At 71.3% G+C, this 17347-nt stretch carries 16 protein-coding genes and 1 tRNA gene; 8 read left to right on the top strand and 9 right to left on the bottom strand.

Features of this window, described 5'->3' with window-relative positions:
- Window positions 1–73 precede the first annotated feature (73 nt).
- Window positions 74–382 carry a helix-turn-helix domain-containing protein gene (locus U874_RS0112355; protein ID WP_025134849.1) on the top strand — a complete coding sequence of 103 codons (309 nt, stop codon included), beginning with the start codon at window positions 74–76 and terminating at the stop codon, window positions 380–382.
- Here U874_RS0112355 and U874_RS15705 read toward each other — a convergent pair.
- From U874_RS15705 to dnaK, 5 genes are all read right to left on the bottom strand, one after another.
- Window positions 348–1646, bottom strand: coding sequence for a methyltransferase (locus U874_RS15705; protein WP_025134848.1), 1299 nt, complete (start codon window positions 1644–1646; stop codon window positions 348–350). The genes U874_RS0112355 and U874_RS15705 overlap by 35 nt on opposite strands.
- Window positions 1643–2065, bottom strand: coding sequence for a heat shock protein transcriptional repressor HspR (locus U874_RS0112345; RefSeq protein WP_232755920.1), 423 nt, complete (start codon window positions 2063–2065; stop codon window positions 1643–1645). The genes U874_RS15705 and U874_RS0112345 overlap by 4 nt, the downstream gene beginning before the upstream one ends.
- A 71-nt stretch (window positions 2066–2136) precedes the next feature.
- Complete coding sequence (locus U874_RS0112340; protein ID WP_025134846.1) at window positions 2137–3093, bottom strand: DnaJ C-terminal domain-containing protein; 957 nt, start codon at window positions 3091–3093, stop codon at window positions 2137–2139.
- Window positions 3086–3685, bottom strand: a complete 600-nt coding sequence (locus U874_RS0112335; protein ID WP_025134845.1) for a nucleotide exchange factor GrpE — start codon at window positions 3683–3685, stop codon at window positions 3086–3088. Before U874_RS0112335 ends, U874_RS0112340 begins: the two co-directional genes overlap by 8 nt.
- Before the next feature lie 2 nt (window positions 3686–3687).
- Window positions 3688–5550 carry a molecular chaperone DnaK gene (dnaK, locus tag U874_RS0112330; protein WP_025134844.1) on the bottom strand — a complete coding sequence of 621 codons (1863 nt, stop codon included), beginning with the start codon at window positions 5548–5550 and terminating at the stop codon, window positions 3688–3690.
- A 260-nt stretch (window positions 5551–5810) separates the two neighbouring features.
- Between dnaK and U874_RS0112325 the strand changes: the two genes are divergently transcribed.
- Window positions 5811–7166 (top strand): MFS transporter, encoded by a 1356-nt coding sequence (locus tag U874_RS0112325; protein ID WP_025134843.1) that lies wholly within the window; start codon window positions 5811–5813, stop codon window positions 7164–7166.
- 9 nt (window positions 7167–7175) lie between these two features.
- On the top strand, window positions 7176–8450 hold the full coding sequence (locus U874_RS0112320; RefSeq protein WP_025134842.1) for an ATP-dependent RecD-like DNA helicase: 1275 nt from the start codon (window positions 7176–7178) through the stop codon (window positions 8448–8450).
- A gap of 178 nt (window positions 8451–8628) precedes the next feature.
- Here the strand turns inward: U874_RS0112320 and U874_RS15945 are convergent, their stop codons facing one another.
- Window positions 8629–9729: a biliverdin-producing heme oxygenase gene (locus tag U874_RS15945; RefSeq protein WP_369802356.1), complete on the bottom strand. Its 1101-nt coding sequence runs from the start codon at window positions 9727–9729 to the stop codon at window positions 8629–8631.
- Window positions 9730–9925: 196 nt separating this feature from the next.
- Here U874_RS15945 and U874_RS0112310 point away from each other — a divergent pair, with 196 nt between their 5' ends.
- Both U874_RS0112310 and U874_RS0112305 read left to right on the top strand, forming a co-directional pair.
- Window positions 9926–11185: a serine hydrolase gene (locus U874_RS0112310; RefSeq protein ID WP_025134840.1), complete on the top strand. Its 1260-nt coding sequence runs from the start codon at window positions 9926–9928 to the stop codon at window positions 11183–11185.
- A 91-nt stretch (window positions 11186–11276) separates the two neighbouring features.
- Window positions 11277–11350: transfer RNA gene (locus U874_RS0112305), tRNA-Gly, on the top strand.
- 49 nt (window positions 11351–11399) lie between these two features.
- On the opposite strand, the gene U874_RS0112300 is transcribed toward U874_RS0112305, so the two are convergent.
- The 3 genes from U874_RS0112300 to U874_RS0112290 are packed head-to-tail and all read right to left on the bottom strand — an operon-like array spanning window position 11400 to window position 14100.
- Window positions 11400–11855 carry a DUF3817 domain-containing protein gene (locus U874_RS0112300; protein ID WP_025134839.1) on the bottom strand — a complete coding sequence of 152 codons (456 nt, stop codon included), beginning with the start codon at window positions 11853–11855 and terminating at the stop codon, window positions 11400–11402.
- A 32-nt stretch (window positions 11856–11887) separates the two neighbouring features.
- Complete coding sequence (locus U874_RS0112295; protein WP_025134838.1) at window positions 11888–12520, bottom strand: methylated-DNA--[protein]-cysteine S-methyltransferase; 633 nt, start codon at window positions 12518–12520, stop codon at window positions 11888–11890.
- Entirely contained in the window at window positions 12517–14100 is a 1584-nt protein-coding gene (locus U874_RS0112290) for an Ada metal-binding domain-containing protein (RefSeq protein WP_025134837.1), read from the bottom strand. Before U874_RS0112290 ends, U874_RS0112295 begins: the two co-directional genes overlap by 4 nt.
- A 101-nt stretch (window positions 14101–14201) precedes the next feature.
- Here U874_RS0112290 and U874_RS0112285 point away from each other — a divergent pair, with 101 nt between their 5' ends.
- The 3 genes from U874_RS0112285 (at window position 14202) to solA (ending at window position 17282) form a co-directional block, all read left to right on the top strand.
- A complete protein-coding gene (locus U874_RS0112285; protein ID WP_025134836.1) occupies window positions 14202–14738 on the top strand; it encodes a TetR/AcrR family transcriptional regulator in 537 nt (178 codons plus the stop codon).
- Between the two features lie 169 nt (window positions 14739–14907).
- Window positions 14908–16062 carry a tyramine oxidase subunit B gene (locus U874_RS0112280; RefSeq protein WP_025134835.1) on the top strand — a complete coding sequence of 385 codons (1155 nt, stop codon included), beginning with the start codon at window positions 14908–14910 and terminating at the stop codon, window positions 16060–16062.
- Between the two features lie 38 nt (window positions 16063–16100).
- Complete coding sequence (gene solA / locus U874_RS0112275) at window positions 16101–17282, top strand: N-methyl-L-tryptophan oxidase (RefSeq protein WP_025134834.1); 1182 nt, start codon at window positions 16101–16103, stop codon at window positions 17280–17282.
- The last annotated feature ends 65 nt before the right edge of the window (window positions 17283–17347 follow it).

Raw genomic sequence — 17347 nt, 5'->3', positions numbered from 1 at the left:
CAGAATGTGCGGTGTTTTTTCTCTATGCGCGGACACTCTGGTGAAAAAGCCCTGATGACCCCACGCTAGGTGAGTGGCAAAGATTCACTCCCCCGCGGCCGCCAAGATCGGCGAGCTCGTGCGTGCCACCCGATTGCGGCTCGGCATCTCTCAGGAGGATCTCGGTGAGCTCGCCGAGATCAACTGGACGAGCATCGGCAAGATCGAGCGCGGCGTCTCCAGTCCCACCGTCGAGACGCTCGTGCGCCTCGCGACCGCGCTCGGCGTCGAGCCCGGCGCACTGCTCACCGGCGTCACCGCCGACGACTACGGCGAGCGCAGCCACCGCTTCACGGCGCGCGACCTGATCAACGCTCGCGCCGCGCAGCCGCCAGCACCGTAAACGTGCGATCCCGCGCGATCTGACGCGACGGGCCCACGGCCCGCTCCACAAGCGGCCGGTAGCGCAGGTGCGAGTTGAACACGATGCGCAGCTCGCCGCCGGGGGCGAGCGCGCGGGCGCAGCGCTCGATCAGCCGGTGCGCGACGCCCGCGTGCACGGTCGCGCCCGTGTGGAACGGCGGGTTGAGCAGGATCAGTTCGGCCCAGCCGTCGGGCACCGCCTCGAGCGCGTCGGCGCGGTGCACGCACACGCCGGGCAGCGCGAGCGCACCGGCACCGGCTGGCTCGCCCGCACCGGTCAGCTCGCCGGATTCCACCTCCGCGTCGGTCCCGGTGAGACTTGCGCCCCCGTCGTGGCCGCACCCCGATGCGAGCACGCCCGCCGCCTCGGCCGTGAGCCGTGTGGCGCGCACCGCCGCGGCCGACTGGTCGGTGGCGATCACGTGCGCGCCGGGGCGCGCGAGCGCGGCGGACACGCCGAGCACACCGTTGCCGCACCCCAGGTCGACGATCCGCCGCGCGCCGGGCGCCGCGTCCGCGAGCCCGGTGAGGAGGAGCCGGCTGCCGTGGTCGAGGGTGGGGCCGCCGAAGGTCGCGCCGAACGCCGCGACCGAGAAGCGGAGATCCGGGTCCGTTCCCCAGCGTGGGAACGGGGACACGGCGGCCTCGCTCGCCGGCCGTGGCCCGCGGGCAGCGAGCACGCGCGACTTGCGCCACCCGAGCCCCGCGGACACCTCGGCGAAGGAGCGGCCGAGCACGTCGTTCATGGCCCGGGTCATGTGCTTCACGCGGCCGCCCGCGAGCACGCGCACGTCGGGGTGCGCCCAGCGGGCGATCGCCTGCGCGATCTCGTCGAGCGCGTCGAGCCCCCGCGGGAGCTGCACGAGCACGAGCTTCGCGCCGTCGAGCAGCGTCGCGTCGAGGGCGTGCGAGGCGAACCCCTCGCCCTCCGGGATCCCGAGCCGCTGGGCGTTGCGGTGCAGCGCCCGCTCGCCGAGCACGGGGTCTTGGAAGACCCGCACACCGCGCGCGCCGAGCAGTGCGACCGCGCCGAGCGCGAGCGCGCCGTGCCGATCCCCGATCACCGCGAGCTCCCCGGGCGCGAGCCCACTCGCGCCGCTCGGACCGTTCCCCGCGCCGCCACCGAGCTCCCCGGCGGCCGTGGCGAGCAGCAGCTCGTCGCTCGCGTCGAAGGCGCGCAGCTCCTCAGCGTCGAAATCGGGATCGCGCGCGAGCCGGGCGAAGAACGCGTCGGCCCCGGTCAGGGCTTCCACACGACGACTTCCGCGTTCCGACGCATGCGCGTGCCGCGGCGGAGGGTGACGACTTCGCCGCCAGCGCCGCCCGCAGCGAAGACCCGGCGGTCGGGGCGCTGCAGCCGCTCCTCCGCGAGGGCGCGCTCGAGCTCGCGCACCTGGTGCTGCAGCTGCTCGACGCGGTCCTCCAGCTGGAGCACGCGGCGGATCCCCTCGAGGCTCAGCCCCTCGGCCGAGAGCCGTGCGACCTCGCGGAGGCGCGAGACGTCGTGGAGGGAGTAGCGGCGGGTGTTGCCGCGGGTACGCTGCGGGGAGACGAGCCCGATCCGGTCGTACTGGCGCAGCGTCTGCGGGTGCATCTCGGCCAGCTCCGCTGCTGCCGCGATCGCGAATACGGGCGTGAAGCGATCCATCTGGGGTGTCGCCATGATGCTCGGTCCTCTCGTCCCTCAGTGGTCTGGTGGGGCCGACCGCCGCGGACGGCGGCCGGCCCAGCGCACTAGCTGCGTGCGCGCGCGAGAAGATCCTCGCGGGGGTTTTCGTTGGGCTCCACGTCGCGGAACGCCTCGAGGGCGGCCCGCGCCTCCGCGGAGAGGTGCGCCGGGACGACGACCTGGACCTCCGCGAGGAGGTCGCCCGTCGCCTTCGCGGTCTTCACGCCGCGCCCCTTGACGCGCAGCACGCGGCCGCTCGGGGTGCCCGGCTGCACCTTCAGCTTGACGGGGTCGCCGCCCAGCGTCGGTACCTCGACGGTCGCGCCGAGCGCGGCCTCCGAGAAGGTGATCGGCAGCTTGAGCCGCAGGTTGTGGCCCTCGCGCTCGAAGACGGGGTGCTTGCGCACGGCGACCGTGAGGATGATGTCCCCCGGCTGCCCGCCGTTCGGGCTCGGCTCGCCCTTGCCGCGCACCTTGATCTTCTGCCCGTCGGACACGCCTGCCGGGATCTTCACCTTGACGGTGCCGCTCGGCGCCTGCAGCGTGACGGTCTTGCCCTGCACCGCGGTCTCGAAGTCGAGCGTGGTGGAGGCCTGCACGTCGCGCCCTGGCTGCGGGCCGCGCTGGGCGCCGCCGAACATGCCGAAGATGTCGTCGAAGTTCTGGCCGCCGCCCTGCTGGTAGCTGAAGTGCTGCCCGCCGCGCTGAGCGCCGCCGAACATGCCGCCGAAGACGTCCTCGAAGCCCTGGCCGCCGCCACCGCCCGCGGTGAAGCGGGCGCTGCCCGCGCCCATGGCGCGAATCTGATCGTACTCGGCGCGCTGCTCGGCGTCGGAGAGCACCGAGTAGGCCTCGCTGATCTCCTTGAACTTCGCCTCCGCCGCCGCGTCGCCCGGGTTCGAATCCGGGTGGTACGTGCGGGCGAGCTTGCGGTAGGTCTTCTTCAGCTCAGCGTCGCTCGCCGTCTTGGAGACGCCGAGGATCTGGTAGAAGTCCTTATCGAGCCAATCCTGACTAGCCATCTGCCCCCACCGCCACCGCTACCTTGGCGGGGCGCAGCTCAACATCGCCGAGTCGGTACCCCCGCTCGATTACGTCCAGGACCGTGTCCTGCTCGGTGCCCGGGACGGGCACCTGGGCGATCGCCTCGTGCACCTGCGGGTCGAAGGACTCGCCCTTCTCGCCGAAGCTCACGAGCCCGAAGCGCTCGAGCGTGCTGCGCAGCTTCTGCGCGATCGTCGAGAAGGCGGTGCCCTCCGCGAGATCGCCGTGCTGCTCGGCGCGGTCGAGGTCGTCGAGCACCGACAGCAGCGGGGTGACCGCCGCCGCGATGGCGCGCTGCTTCTCGAGCAGCGCGTTCGCCTCGGTGCGCTTGCGGTAGTTCGCGTACTCGGCGGTGAGGCGGCGCAGATCCTCCAGGTAGGGGTTCTCCGCCTCCTCCGCGTCCGCACCGGCGGCCGCGTCGCTCTGCTCCGCGTTCAGGATGTCATCGACCGTGAGGTCGTCCTGCTGCGGCTCGGGGCCGGAGGCATTCGCCTCCGACCCCGCAGCAGGAACCTCACTCCCGGTGAACTCGTCGTCCGAGCCCGGGGTGTGCTGTTCCGTGTTCGACATGGTTACTTCTGCTCTCCGGTGTTCTCGGTCTCGTCGTCCTCGACCACCTCGGCGTCCACCACGTCGTCATCGTTCGACGCATCGGCGCCGTCGGCGGCGGGCTGCTCGGCCTGCGCGGCCGCGTAGATCGCCTCGCCGAGCTTCGACTGGCTCTGGCTGAGCTTCTCGGAGGCCGTCTTCACGGCGGCCTCGTCCTCGCCCGCGAGGGCCTGCTTCAGCGCGTCCAGGTCGCCCTGCACCTCGGTCTTGATGTCCTCGGGGAGCTTGTCCTCGTTCTCCGAGATGAGCTTCTCGACGGAGTAGGCGAGCTGCTCGGCGCTGTTGCGCTGCTCAGCGGCCTCGCGACGCTGCTTGTCTTCGGCAGCGTGCTCCTCGGCCTCGCGGACCATGCGCTCGATGTCCTCCTTGGAGAGGGTCGAGCCGCCCGAGATCGTGATCGTCTGCTCCTTGCCGGTGCCCTTGTCCTTCGCGGACACCTGGACGATGCCGTTGGCGTCGATGTCGAAGGTGACCTCGATCTGCGGGATGCCGCGCGGTGCGGGGGCGATGCCCGTGAGCTCGAAGGTGCCGAGGTTCTTGTTGTCGCGGGTGAACTCGCGCTCGCCCTGGAAGACCTGGATGGCCACCGAGGGCTGGCTGTCCTCGGCCGTGGTGAAGGTCTCGCTGCGCTTGGTCGGGATGGCCGTGTTGCGCTCGATGAGCTTCGTCATGATGCCGCCCTTGGTCTCGATGCCGAGCGACAGGGGGGTCACGTCGATGAGCAGCACGTCCTTGCGCTCACCCTTCAGCACGCCGGCCTGGAGGGCGGCGCCCACGGCAACGACCTCATCCGGGTTGACGCCCTTGTTGGGCTCGCGGCCGCCGGTGAGCTGCTTCACGAGCTCGGTGACGGCGGGCATGCGGGTCGAGCCGCCGACGAGCACGACGTGCGCGATGTCGCCGACCTTGACGCCCGCCTCCGCGATGACGTCCTGGAAGGGCTTGCGGGTGCGCTCGAGGAGATCCTTCGTGAGCTCCTCGAACTTGGCGCGGGTGAGCGTCTCGTCGAGGTTCGCGGGACCGTTCTCGGTGAGCGAGAGGTACGGGAGCTGCACCTGGGTGCTCATCGAGTTCGAGAGCTCCTTCTTGGCCTGCTCAGCGGCCTCCTTGAGGCGCTGCAGCGCGATCTTGTCGCCCGAGACGTCGACGCCGGTCGAGGCCTTGAACTGCGCGGCCAGGTAGTCGACGACGCGCTGATCCCAGTCGTCGCCGCCGAGGCGGTTGTCGCCCGAGGTGGCGCGCACCTGGATCGTCGAGAAGTCGTCGTCCTTGCCCACCTCGAGGAGGGAGACGTCGAACGTGCCGCCGCCGAGGTCGAAGACGAGGATGAGCTCGTCCTCCTTGCCCTTGTCGAGGCCGTACGCGAGCGCGGCCGCGGTGGGCTCGTTGATGATGCGGAGCACGTTGAGGCCCGCGATCTCACCGGCCTCCTTGGTGGCCTGGCGCTCGGCGTCGTTGAAGTACGCCGGGACGGTGATGACGGCGTCGGTGACCTTGTCGCCGAGGTAGGTCTCCGCGTCGCGCTTCAGCTTCATGAGCGTGCGCGCGCTGATCTCCTGCGCGGTGTAGCGCTTGCCGTCGATGTCATCGCTCTTCCAGTCGGTGCCCATGTGGCGCTTGACGGAGGCGATGGTGCGATCGACGTTCGTGACGGCCTGGCGCTTGGCGGTCTCGCCGACGAGCACCTCGCCATCCTTCGTGAATGCGACGATCGAGGGGGTGGTGCGGAAGCCTTCCGCGTTGGCGATGACGGTGGGCTCGCCGCCCTCGAGGACTGCGACCACCGAGTTCGTGGTGCCGAGGTCGATACCGACTGCACGTGACATGTGCGCTCCTTCGTGTTGGTGTGATCGGCGCCGATGGGCGCCGTGGTCTGGTGCGCTCGGGGCCGGATCACCGACCTTGAGCCTGATGCACTCAAGTTTACCGGGCCGCTCCGACGAGTCAAGTCGGTTCACCCAAACTTGAGCCAATCACACTCAACTTTCAGGAATCGGTCACGCGTCGGACACGCGGGCCCCTCCCGCACCGCCGGGGCGGGACGTTCCCCTCCCGCACGGGCGCCGCAGCCACTACTGTGAGCAGCATGAGCGAAACCGCGCCGGTCCTCCCTCCCGCCCCGGCTCCCACGCCCGCACCCGTCGGCAAGGGCCGCATCTTCTCCTGGTCGCTCTGGGACTGGGGATCCGCCGCCTTCCAGGCCGTGGTCACCACGTTCGTGTTCGGCGTCTACATCACGCAGCCCGCGTTCGGCCCCGAACACGAGGTCACGGCGCAGCTCGGCACCGCGCTGCTCATCGCGGGCATCGTCGTCGCGCTGCTCGCACCGATCACGGGCCAGCTCTCCGACGCCGCCGGGCGCCGCAAGCTCTGGCTCGGGATCACGACCGCCGTCACGGTCGGCTGCACGGCGCTCCTCGCGCTCGTGGCGCCCGAGCCGAGCTTCCTCATGCTCGGGCTCGTGCTGCTCGCGATCGGCAACGTCGCCTTCGAGTTCGCGAGCGTGAGCTACAACGCCATGCTCAGCCAGGTGTCGACGAACGCCAACGTGGGCCGCGTCTCCGGCTTCGGCTGGGGCATGGGCTATCTCGGCGGCATCGTGCTCCTCGCGATCCTGCTCGTGGGCTTCATCTTCCCGGACCCGGGCTGGTTCGGGGTGACGCACGAGGGCGGCTGGAACATCCGCGTCGCCATGCTCGTCTCGGCGACCTGGTTCGCGCTGAGCGCGATCCCCGTCTTCTTCGCCGTGCCCGAGATCCCGGCCGACCCCGCCCGCAAGCCCGGCATCCGCGGCGTTCTCACCGCGTACGGCACGCTCGTGCGCACGATCCGCGAGCTGTGGCGCACCGCGCGGCAGACCCTGTTCTTCCTGATCGCGAGCGCCGTGTTCCGCGACGGCCTCGCCGGGGTGTTCACGTTCGGCGGCGTGATCGCGGCGCGCAGCTTCGGCTTCGATCCCACGACCGTGATCATCTTCGCCATCGCCGCGAACGTCGTCGCGGGCCTCGCCACGATCTCCGCCGGCTTCGCCGAGGACCGCGTCGGCGCGAAGCCCATCATGATCTGGTCGCTCGCGTGCATGATCCTGTCGGCCCTGCTCGTCTTCATCCTCGCGCCGCTCGGCACCTGGGTGTTCTGGGTGTTCGGCCTGCTGCTGTGCATCTTCGTCGGCCCGGTGCAGTCGGCGAGCCGGAGCTTCCTCACCCGCCTCATCCCGGCGGGCCGCGAGGGCGAAATCTTCGGCCTTTACGCCACGACCGGCCGCGCAGTCTCCTTCCTCGCCCCCGGCGCATTCACGCTCGCGGTGACCCTCGGCGGCTCCGCCATCTTCGGCATCCTCGGCATCGCGCTCGTGCTCATCGTCGGCCTCATCCTGCTGCTGCCCGTGCGCGCCGCGCGGGTGCCGGGGACTCCCGCCGCCGAGGCCGCCCCGAGCCGCTAACCTGGATCGGTGGCCCGCCCCCCTCTTTCCCCCGAGCAGCTCGCCGTTTACGAACGGATCGAGCACACGCGCGAGCACATCTTCGTGACGGGCCGGGCGGGCACGGGCAAGTCCACCATCCTCAACCACCTGGCGTGGAACACGAGCAAGATCATCGCGGTCTGCGCGCCGACCGGCGTCGCCGCCCTGAACGTCGGCGGGCAGACGATCCACTCGCTGCTGCGCCTCCCCACGGGCGTGATCGCGGATCAGGAACTCGACCAGCCCGCCGAGCTCAAGAAGATGCTCGCCTCGATCGACACCCTCGTGATCGACGAGATCTCGATGGTCTCCGCGGACCTCATGGACGCGATCGACCGCTCCCTGCGGCAGGCCCGCGGCAAGCGGCACGACCCGTTCGGCGGGGCGCAGATCATCATGTTCGGTGATCCCTACCAGCTCCCTCCCGTGCCGCCGCGCGACCCGCACGAGCGCGCCTACTTCGCCGACACCTACCGCTCGCTGTGGTTCTTCGACGCGAACGTGTGGCAGTCGGCCGAGCTCTCCACGATCGAGCTCGTCGAGGTGCACCGCCAGCGCGACGACCGCTTCAAGCAGATCCTCGGCGCCGTACGCCACGGCGTCGTCACGGCCGACCAGGCCGAGGAGCTCAACTCCGCGGGCGCGCGCCCGGCCCCGCGCGACGTGATCACCCTCGCCACCACCAACGCGACCGTGAACCGCATCAACGCGGAGCGCCTCGCCGAGATCCGCGGGGGCGCCCTCCGCGCGGTGGCCGAGATCAACGGCGAGTTCCGCGAGAACACCTACCCCGCGGACGAGGTGCTCGAGCTGAAACCCGGCGCGCAGGTGATGTTCCTCCGCAACGACGCCGACGGCCGCTGGGTGAACGGCACGATCGGCACGGTCTCCCGCGTCGACGGCACCGTGTGGGTCGAGGTCGACGACGAGGAGTACGAGGTCGAGCCGACCGTGTGGGAGCGCTATCGCTACCGCTACGACGCCGAGACGAAGAAGCTCGAGAAGGAGGTCGTCGCGGAGTTCGAGCAGTTCCCGCTGCGCCTCGCGTGGGCGGTCACCGTGCACAAGTCGCAGGGGCACACCTACGACGCCGCCGTGATTGACCTCGGCCCTCGTGCCTTCAGCGCCGGGCAGACCTACGTGGCGCTCAGCCGTGTGCGCTCGCTCGACGGGCTGTTCCTGCAGCGCCCGCTCCAGCCGCGCGACGTGATCGTCGACCCGAACGTGGTGCGCTTCATGCAGAACCGCGAGGTGCGCGGCTAACGGGGTGCGCGGCTAACGGGGTGCGCGGCTAACGGCTAGCGAAGTGCGAGTCGCGCGCTGCATCGCTCCCGCCCCACCCCGCATACAGCAAGATTCGGGTGAGTTTGATCCGGTATCGACGTGCCATACCGGATCAAACTCACCCGAATCTTGAGGTGGGGTGGTGCGGGGCCTCGCGCTAGGCGGCGGCCTTCGCCGCGCCGAGGTCCACGAACACCGCGGTGTTGAACGCGTAAGCGGTGCGCACCTCGTCGAGCATGCGCGCGCGCTCGGCCTCGTCGAGGCGTGCGCCCAGCGCGTCGAGCTCGGCGCGGTAGGCGTTCTTGAAGTCGACGAGCGAGCCGAGGCCCGAGAAGTCGTAGAAGGCGATGCCCTCGTGCGCGAGCTCGTGCTGCTTCGCCACGCGCTTCGCGATCATCTGGCCGCCCGAGAGGTCCCCGAGGTAGCGCGTGTAGTGGTGCGCCACGATGCCCGCGGCCCAGCCCTCCTCGGCGATCTCGCGGATTCGCGCGGCGTACGCTGCGGTCGCGGGGACGGGCGTGATGCGCTCGCGCCAATCGGCGCCGAGCAGGTGCGCAAGGTCCGCCTCGAGCGCGGGCATGCGGATGAGCCCAGCCGGGTGGAAGCCCGCGGTGGCGGGGTCGGCGGCGAGCTGCTCGGCGGCAGCCTCGAGCGCCTCGTACATGAAGAAGTGCTGCGCGACCAGGTCGATGTAGTCCTGGCGGGTGCCCTTCCCGCGCATGATGTCCTCCATGAAGGTGGCACCCTCGCTGTCGGAGTGGTCGCCCCAGGAGCTCTCGCGGATCACACGGGAGAAGGGGGCCTCGCCGGCCTCGCCCTCCTCGGCCGCCTCGCCGTGATGGCCGTGGTGGCCGCCGTGGCCGTGGCCACCGTGCTCGCCATGGCTGCCGTGGCCGCCGTGCTCGCCGTGGCCGTGGCCGCCGTGCTCACCGTGCGCGTGCGACGACGCAGCGGGAGCGTGCTCCTCGCGCGCGGGCAGGCCGAGCCGCTCGCAGGCGGCGGTGTACAGCGCGACGACCTCGCGGCGGATCTCCGGGCGCTCCGAGATGGGGGCCGCGGGCCACGCGACGGAGAGCTCGTGCTCACCCGCGGGATCGGTCACCCGCCAGATCCCCGCGTCGCCCGTCACCCCGACCATCACGCTCGCGGTCGCCTCGGGGTAGCCGAAAGCTCTCGCAATCAGAAGATTGTCATCGGTGTGGTCACCGTTCATGTGTCCGGTCACTGCCGACACCACTGCATCCGTAAAGATCGTCACCGCCCCAGTCTAGTAAGGGCAACCTCACTTCGCCGCCCTGGCGCCGTTTCTCACGGCTCACGCACGGCTCCACATCTCATGTATGGCGGTTTCGCAGCTTCGCAGTGTCTTCCCTGAGCGCCCACTCCGTCCCAACGCAGTAGACTTCCCTACTGTTCTGTGTCCCCGAGTACCCCGCGAAGATTGGCGGTCGAGCTTGATCCTGAAACGTGCGCATCGCACCAGCCTCGCACTCGTCGGTCTCGTCACCGCGGCGGCGCTCGGCCTCACCGGCTGCTCCGGCCCCTCGGGCGGATCCGGCGCGGGCAACGTCGACACGATCGACTCGGGCCTCGCCGGCAGCATCGACACGGCGATCGAGTCCGCGCTCGCGCTCAGCCAGTCGAGCGAGGCCGTCGTGGGCGTCTGGGCGGCCGGCGACGGCGGCGCGTACGTGCAGGGCTACGGCTCGGACACGGTCGATGGCAGCAGCCGGATCCGGGCGGCGCAGGCCTCGCAGCCGGTCATGTGCGCGCTCCTCCTCGACCTCGTCGACCAGGGCACGCTCGATCTGGACCGCGAGGTGTCGAAGGACCTCACCCGCCAGTCGGGCATCGAGGGCATCACGTACCGCCAGCTGTGCGACATGCGCTCCGGCGTGGCCGACTTCAAGGGCCCGTTCGGCGACGTCTTCGCGAACAACCCCACGCGCCCCTGGCCCGAGCAGGAGCTCATCGCCCAGGGCCTCGCGCACTCCCCACTCTCCTGGCCGGGGCTCGACTTCCACCAGTCGGACACGAACACGGTGCTCCTCGAGCGCGCGCTGAAGGTGAAGACGGGCGAGGAGATCCCCGCCCTCCTCGAAGAGCACGTGTTCGCTCCCGCCAAGATGGGCTCGAGCTACTTCCCCGAGGACTCCGCGCTCACGGTGACCGGCTCCACGCTCGCCGGGCTCACCTACCCGATGAGCGGCGGCAAGGCCGTCTGCGATGCCGGCCCCGTCGAGGCGCACGAGGTGTCGCCCACCATGCTCGGCGGCGCCGGCGCGACGGTCACCACCGTTGGCGATCTGAAGAACTTCTACGAGCAGTACCTGGGCGGCGCGTTCGGCGGCTCGGCCGCGAGCGTCGTCACCGAGTTGCAGCCCACGAAGAACCCCGCGCGCGACGAGCAGGGCGAGCCCACCGAGGAGCTCGATACCGCCGGTCGCCAGTGGGCATTCGGCATGGAGAAGGTCGGCCCGCTCTACGGGCGCTCGGGCGCCATCACGGGCACGCTGACCGCGGCGTACCACGATCCCGAGTCCGGGTACTCCGTGGTCGTGTCGCTCAACAACTCCGCCGCAGGCGCCGAGTTCGTGAAGAACCTCGCGATGCAGCTCACCGCGATCGCCTCGGCCGCTGGCGCCGCTCCCGAGGTGGGCTGGTCCGCCGATGAGAAGGCTGCCACGCTCACGGAGCGCGCGGTCTGCCAGTAGGCTCCGCCCGCGAAACCGGCCGCGCGAGCGACCGCGGGTCGAGGTGAATCGGCGTCGGGCTTCCTGCTATAGTTGGTCCGGCGTCACCCCTGGGATCGTCGTCTAATGGTAAGACATCAGCTTCCCAAGCTGAGAACGCGGGTTCGATTCCCGTCGGTCCCTCCACTGCGAAAGGCCCCGCATCTGCGGGGCCTTTCGTGCATTTCGGGGCGGGTTAGGACTTGGGGATGGGTGGCCCGAGCCAGAGCAGTACGCTGAACGCCGCGGTGACGCCGGCGAGCAGGATCAGCACCGACAGGAACGGGTGCCGCAGCACCCACGCCTGCACGTGTTCGATGAAGCCGCGGGGCTCGTCCTTCCCGGGGGCGAGGCGCCAGTCGCCCGTGAGCATGCCCCGCTTGTCGAGCCACAGCTCGAAGGGGAGCGTGGCGAACGGCACGATCGCGAGCACGAGGCCGAGCACGCCGACGCCCGCCTTCCAGCGCTGGTTCACCCACACGAAGACGGTGACCACGCAGTAGGAGAGGAACACGAATCCGTGGGCGCCGCCGGCGGGGCGGACGAGGTCTTCCGTCACCCCCGCTCCGCGGAGCACGAGCGCGGCAATGAGCCCCGCCCAAGTGACGAGTTCGGCAAATGCGAAGATCCGGAACAGCAGACGGGGTGACATGATCCTTACCGTATCTCGCGCCGGCTGGGGGTTCACCAGAGTTTCGGGGGATTCCTCTCATCCGAAAGGTTGATCTTTGCCGCGCCCTCGTGCGCGAGCAGCCGCTCCTTCACGTCGACACCGAAGAGGTAGCCGCCGAGCCCGCCGTCGGTGCGGACGATGCGATGGCAGGGAACGATCAGGGCGACGAGGTTCGTGGCGCAGCCGGAGGCCGCCGCGCGGACCGCGCTCGGACGCCCGGCGCGCGCCGCGAGCTCCGTGTAGGTGACGGCGGTGCCCGCGGCGACCCCGCGGAGGGCTCGCCACACCTCGCCGCGGAACGGCGTCTCGGGCTGGGCGACGGGGAGCCGGTCGAGGGCATCGAGCTCTCCCGCGGCGTAGGCCCGCACCGCGTCGACGATCGGCCCCTCCGTCGCGGGGTCTGCGGCCAGCCCGCGCGCGGCGAGCGCGGGGTCGAGCGCGTCGAGGCGGGCGAGCAGGCTCTCGGCCTGCGGGTCCTCCGGCGTCGCGAAGCCCGCGGCGCGCACTGCGCCGTCCTCCGGCGTCCAGATCACCCGGAAGGGGTGGCCGACCACGTCGATGGTGGCGTGCGCGAGCGGAGCGCCCGGATTGCCCGGAGCGCCCGGATTGCCCGGAGCGTGCAGGGTGTCTGCTGAGGTGGTCATCGCGTGTCCTTTCGTGCCTGTTCGGCGAGGAAGTCTGCCCAGAGGAACTGGGTGGCGTAGCCCCGAAAGGGACGCCAGGGCTCGGCCAGCCGTTCCGCTTCCCGCGGCTGCTCGACGCCGAGCGCGCGCCGGAGGATGAGGTCGCCCGCGGGAAACGCGTCGGGGTCGCCGAGCGCGCGCATGGCGACGAGCTCGACGGTCCAGGGGCCGATCCCGCGCAGCGCGAGCAGCTCCGCCCGCGCCCGCGCCCGGTCCGCGCCGGGGCCGAGGTCGAGCCCCGCGGCGAGCGCCCCCGCGAGCGCGGAGAGCGTCTCGGCACGAGCGCCCGTGATGCGCAGCTCCTCGCGGAGCGCCGCGGGCGGAACCTCGGCGAGACGGGCCGCGTCGATCCGACCGACGAAACCGGGCGCCCCGCTGCGCGGCCCGTCGGCGGGCTCCGCGTACGCCGCGACGAGGCGGCCCTGGAGGGTGCGGGCGGCGGCGAGCGAGACCTGCTGCCCCAGCACCGTCGCGAGCGCGAACTCGTGCGGCTCTCGCGCCGCGGGCAGCCGGAGGCCGGGGCGCGCGGTGAGGAGGGGGCCGAGCAGCGGATCGGCGCCGAGTGCAGCCTGCAGCTGCGCCGGATCCGCGTCGAGGTCGAGCATACGCCGCACCCGCTGGATCGCGGGGAGCGCATCGGCCAGGCCGGGCAGCTCGAGCTCCACCGGCACGTCGACGAGCCCGGTGGCGCGGTCGGTTCCCCGGCCGGTTGCGCGGCCTGAGAGCTGCGCGGAAACGGGCGGGATCCCGGCCCAGTCGATGCGCGCCACCGCCGTGCCGCCGGGTACGTCGATCGCGTGCGCGGTGCCGGCGCTCGGCGCCGCGGCGATCTCGTCGCGGCCGGGGATCGCGTGCGCGACGAGGAAGGCCCGGAGCGCCTCGGGGTCGAACGGCGCGCGGGTCTGCAGCCGCAGGGCCACGCGCGGGCGGTCGCCGGGCGCACGATCCGAGGGGCCGGCCCCGGCCCGCCGCGGCAGCGCCGACGGGGCGACGCCGAACTGCTCGCGCATGGTGTCGCCGAACTGGCGGACGCTGCCGAAGCCGGCGGCGAAGGCCACGTCGGCGAGCGGGAGCGGGGTCTGCTCGATGAGCGCGCGGGCGGCGTGCGCGCGGCGCGTGCGGGCGAGCTGCACCGGCGTCGCGCCGATCGCCTCGAGCAGCATCCGGCGCAGGTGGCGCTCGCTCACGGCGAGCTCGGCGGCGAGCCCTGCGACGCCCACCTCGTCGATAGCCCCATCGCGGATGCGGCGGACGGCGCGCGCGATGAGATCGCCCCGCGCATCCCAATCGCGGGTGCCGGGAACCGCCTCGGGGCGGCACCGCTTGCAGGCGCGGAACCCGGCGGCCACGCAGGCGGCTGCGCTCGGGAAGAAGCGGCAGTTCTCGCGGCGCGGCTTCCGCGCGGGGCACGAGGGGCGGCAGTAGATGCCCGTGCTCGTCACTCCGAGGTAGATCCGCCCGTCCCAGCGCGCGTCCCGGCCCGAGGCGGCGCGATAGCAGGCGTCCGCGTCGAGCGGGAGAGTGGGATCCGGGGGCAGCACCCGTCCATTGTTTCGCGCCGCGGGCCGCGGCGCACGCGGAAATCGGACAGCGCAGCGCGCCCCGACCGGGTGGGCTCCCCGCTCTCGCGTACGCTCAAGGTATGAACGACGTCTCGGGCCGCTCCGCGCTCATCCGCGCCACCGTGGTGGTCGTGGCCGCCGGCGGTCTGCGCGCGCTCACCTACCGCGCGGTCGCCGCCGAGGCCGGCGTCTCCCACGGCCTGGTGCGCCACCACTTCGGCACACGAGATCAGCTCATCGCCGAGGCCATGGAGTACGCGATCCACGCGAGCCTCCGCGAGTCGAACATGCTGCAGGCCCGCCTCACGAGCGAGGAGTTCGCGGCCGGCATCGAGTCGCTCGCCGACCGCGAGGCGGAGATCCAGTCGTTCCAGTACGAGCTGCTGCTCGAATCGCGCCGCCGCCCCGAGCTGCGGCCGCTCGCGGAGCTCCACTACTCGTCGTACCGGGAGGCCATCGGACGGCAGCTGACGCGGCTCGGCGTCTCGGACACCGAGCTCACGGAGCTCATCTGGTTCGCCCTCGACGGGATCGTCTTCAAGCAGCTCGTGGTGCCCGAGGACGTCTCGCCCGCCCTGCGCCTCATTCGGAAGCTCGTCTCCGCGCAGGCGGCGTAGCCCGATCCGGTCGCGGATCCGAATCCTGCTGCGGATCCGGATCTGGGTCGCTGCGACACTTGACTATCCAAATGGATAGTTTTAGGCTGGCGTCACTCACGGGCTCCACCGCCGGATCCCGTGCCCGGGCACGGCCGCCCGGCGAGCCAAGCGAAAGAGACACACCGACGTGACCGAACCCACGCGCGACGCGACCCCCGACACCCAGATCGACTTCCTCTACCTGAACGAGCCGGACATGATCCGCGCGGGCGTGACCGACATGGCCGCCTGCGTCGACACGATGACGGACATGCTCGGCCTCTTCGCCGCGGGCGACTACCGCATGGCCGGCACCGAGAATAACTCGCACGGCGCCCAGATCTACTTCCCTGAGACGAGCGAGTTCGACGGTATGCCGGTCGATGGGCCCGACCGGCGGTTCATGGCCATGCCGGCCTACCTCGGGGGCGAGTACCAGGTCGCCGGCTGCAAGTGGTACGGCTCGAACGTGGCGAATAAGGAGCGCGGCCTGCCCCGCTCGATCCTCATGTTCACGCTCTCCGACAAGGACACGGGCGCGCCGCTCGCCATCATGTCGGCGAACCTGCTGAGCGCCTACCGCACGGGAGCGATCCCCGGCGTCGGCGCCCGCTACCTCGCCCGCGAGGACGCGACCACCGTCGGCATCGTCGGCCCCGGGCCGATGAACCGCACCTCGCTCGAGTCGTTCATGGCCGTGCGGCCCGGCATCACGACCGTCAAGGTCTCCGGTCGCGGGCAGGCGGGCGTCGACGCCTTCATCGCCTGGGCGAAGGAGCGCTTCCCGCAGATCACCACGATTGAGCAGGTGCCCGATCTGGAGGCGGCGGTGCGCGGATCCGACATCGTGAGCATCGCCGTGCCGAGCCCGTCCGGTTCGGAGCACTACCCCCGGGTGCGCGACGAGTGGGTGAAGCCCGGCGCGTTCATCTGCTGCTCGGCGCACCTCGCGCTCGACGAGTCGCTCACCACGCGCGCCCGCCACGTGGCCGACGCCCGGAAGATCTACCAGGCCTGGGCCGAGGAGCTCCCGGCGCCGGCGCACGAGACGGTCGGGATCTGGGGCATGCACCTCGTCGACCGCGTACGCGACGGCCGCATGTCGCCCGAGCAGTTCGAGGACATCGGCGAGATCATCCAGGGCAAGACGCCCGGCCGCGCGAGCGACGACGAGGTGTTCATCTACTCCGTCGGCGGCATGCCGGTCGAGGACGTGGCCTGGGCCACGCACGTGTACCGCAACGCGATCCGCGACGGCATCGGGACGAAGCTGAACCTCTGGGACGCCCCGGCCATGGCCTGATGGCCGCCTCCCCCTCCACCCCACCGAAGGAAACACACATGGATCTCCAGCAGACCGACGTCGTCGTCATCGGAGCGGGCGCCGTCGGCGCGATGGCGCTCTGGCAGCTCAGCAAGCGCGAGGGCCTCTCCGTTGTCGGCATCGAGCAGTACGGGCGCGTGCACTCGCACGGCTCCTACGCGGGCGAATCCCGCGTCTTCCGCACCGCCGTGCACGAGGGCGGCACCTACGTGCGCATGATCCAGCGCTCGCGCGAGCTGTGGCGCGAGCTGGAGCGCGAGTCGGGCCGCGACATCTACGCCGAGGTCGGCGCGCTGAGCATCGCACCCGAGGGCTTCCAGGATCTCGTGACCGCGCTCGGCACCGTGCGCGAGTTCGACCTCGAGCACCGCCTGCTCAGCACGGAGGAACTGCGTGCCGAGTACCCGCAGCACCGCGTGCAGGACGGCGACGTCGGCCTCCTCGACGCGCAGGGCGGCGGGCTGCGGCCCGAGGTGGCGATCATGAGCGCGCTCGACCTCGCGGAGGCGAACGGCGCGCAGCTGTTCTTCAACACCCCCGTGATCGACGTCGAGGAGCGCGCGAACGGCGTCGTGGTGCGCACCACGCAGGGCGCCTGGCTCGCGCGCACCGTGGTGGTCGCCTCGGGCTCCTGGTCCACCCGACTGTTCCCCGAGCTCGACGATCTGCTGCGCCTCCAGGTGCTCGGGCTCACGTGGTTCATGCCGAAGGATCCGAGCCTGTTCGTGCCGGAGCGCTTCCCGGCGTTCCTCCGCGATGCGGGATCGGTGCACTTCTTCGGCGCGCCGAGCTTCGACGGCTACGCGTTCAAGGCGTGCACGAACCCCGAGTGGCCCGTGTTCCGCGACGTCTCGGAGGTGCCCACCCACCACACGCGCGCCGAACTCATCAAGATCGGGCAGCGCGCGGCCGAGCTCTTCGAGGGGATCAACCCCGAGCCCGTGCGCGAGAGCGTGCACCACTGCGCCTACACGCCGGATCGTCTGCCCGTGATCGACCAGAGCGCGAGCGGCCGCATCGTGACGGTTACCGGCCTCTCCGGTCACGGCTTCAAGTTCGCGCCGAAGGTCGGCGAGTGGGCCGCCCAGCTCGCCGCCGGCTTCTCCCCCGAGGCCGCCGGCGTCGACCCGCGCTTCGCGCTCCCCGCGCACCTGGAGCGTCTCGCGGTGACCGGCCCCTACACGGGCGGCGGCCACTAGCCGGCGTCTCACAGGGGTGCGGACGCGGTCCCGACCCTATCTCGGACCCGAGGCCCGGGCCGCGG

It is taken from the genome of Leucobacter sp. PH1c, from assembly GCF_000633415.1.
Taxonomy (GTDB): domain Bacteria; phylum Actinomycetota; class Actinomycetes; order Actinomycetales; family Microbacteriaceae; genus Leucobacter.
This window is presented reverse-complemented; position numbering and strand designations above follow the sequence as displayed.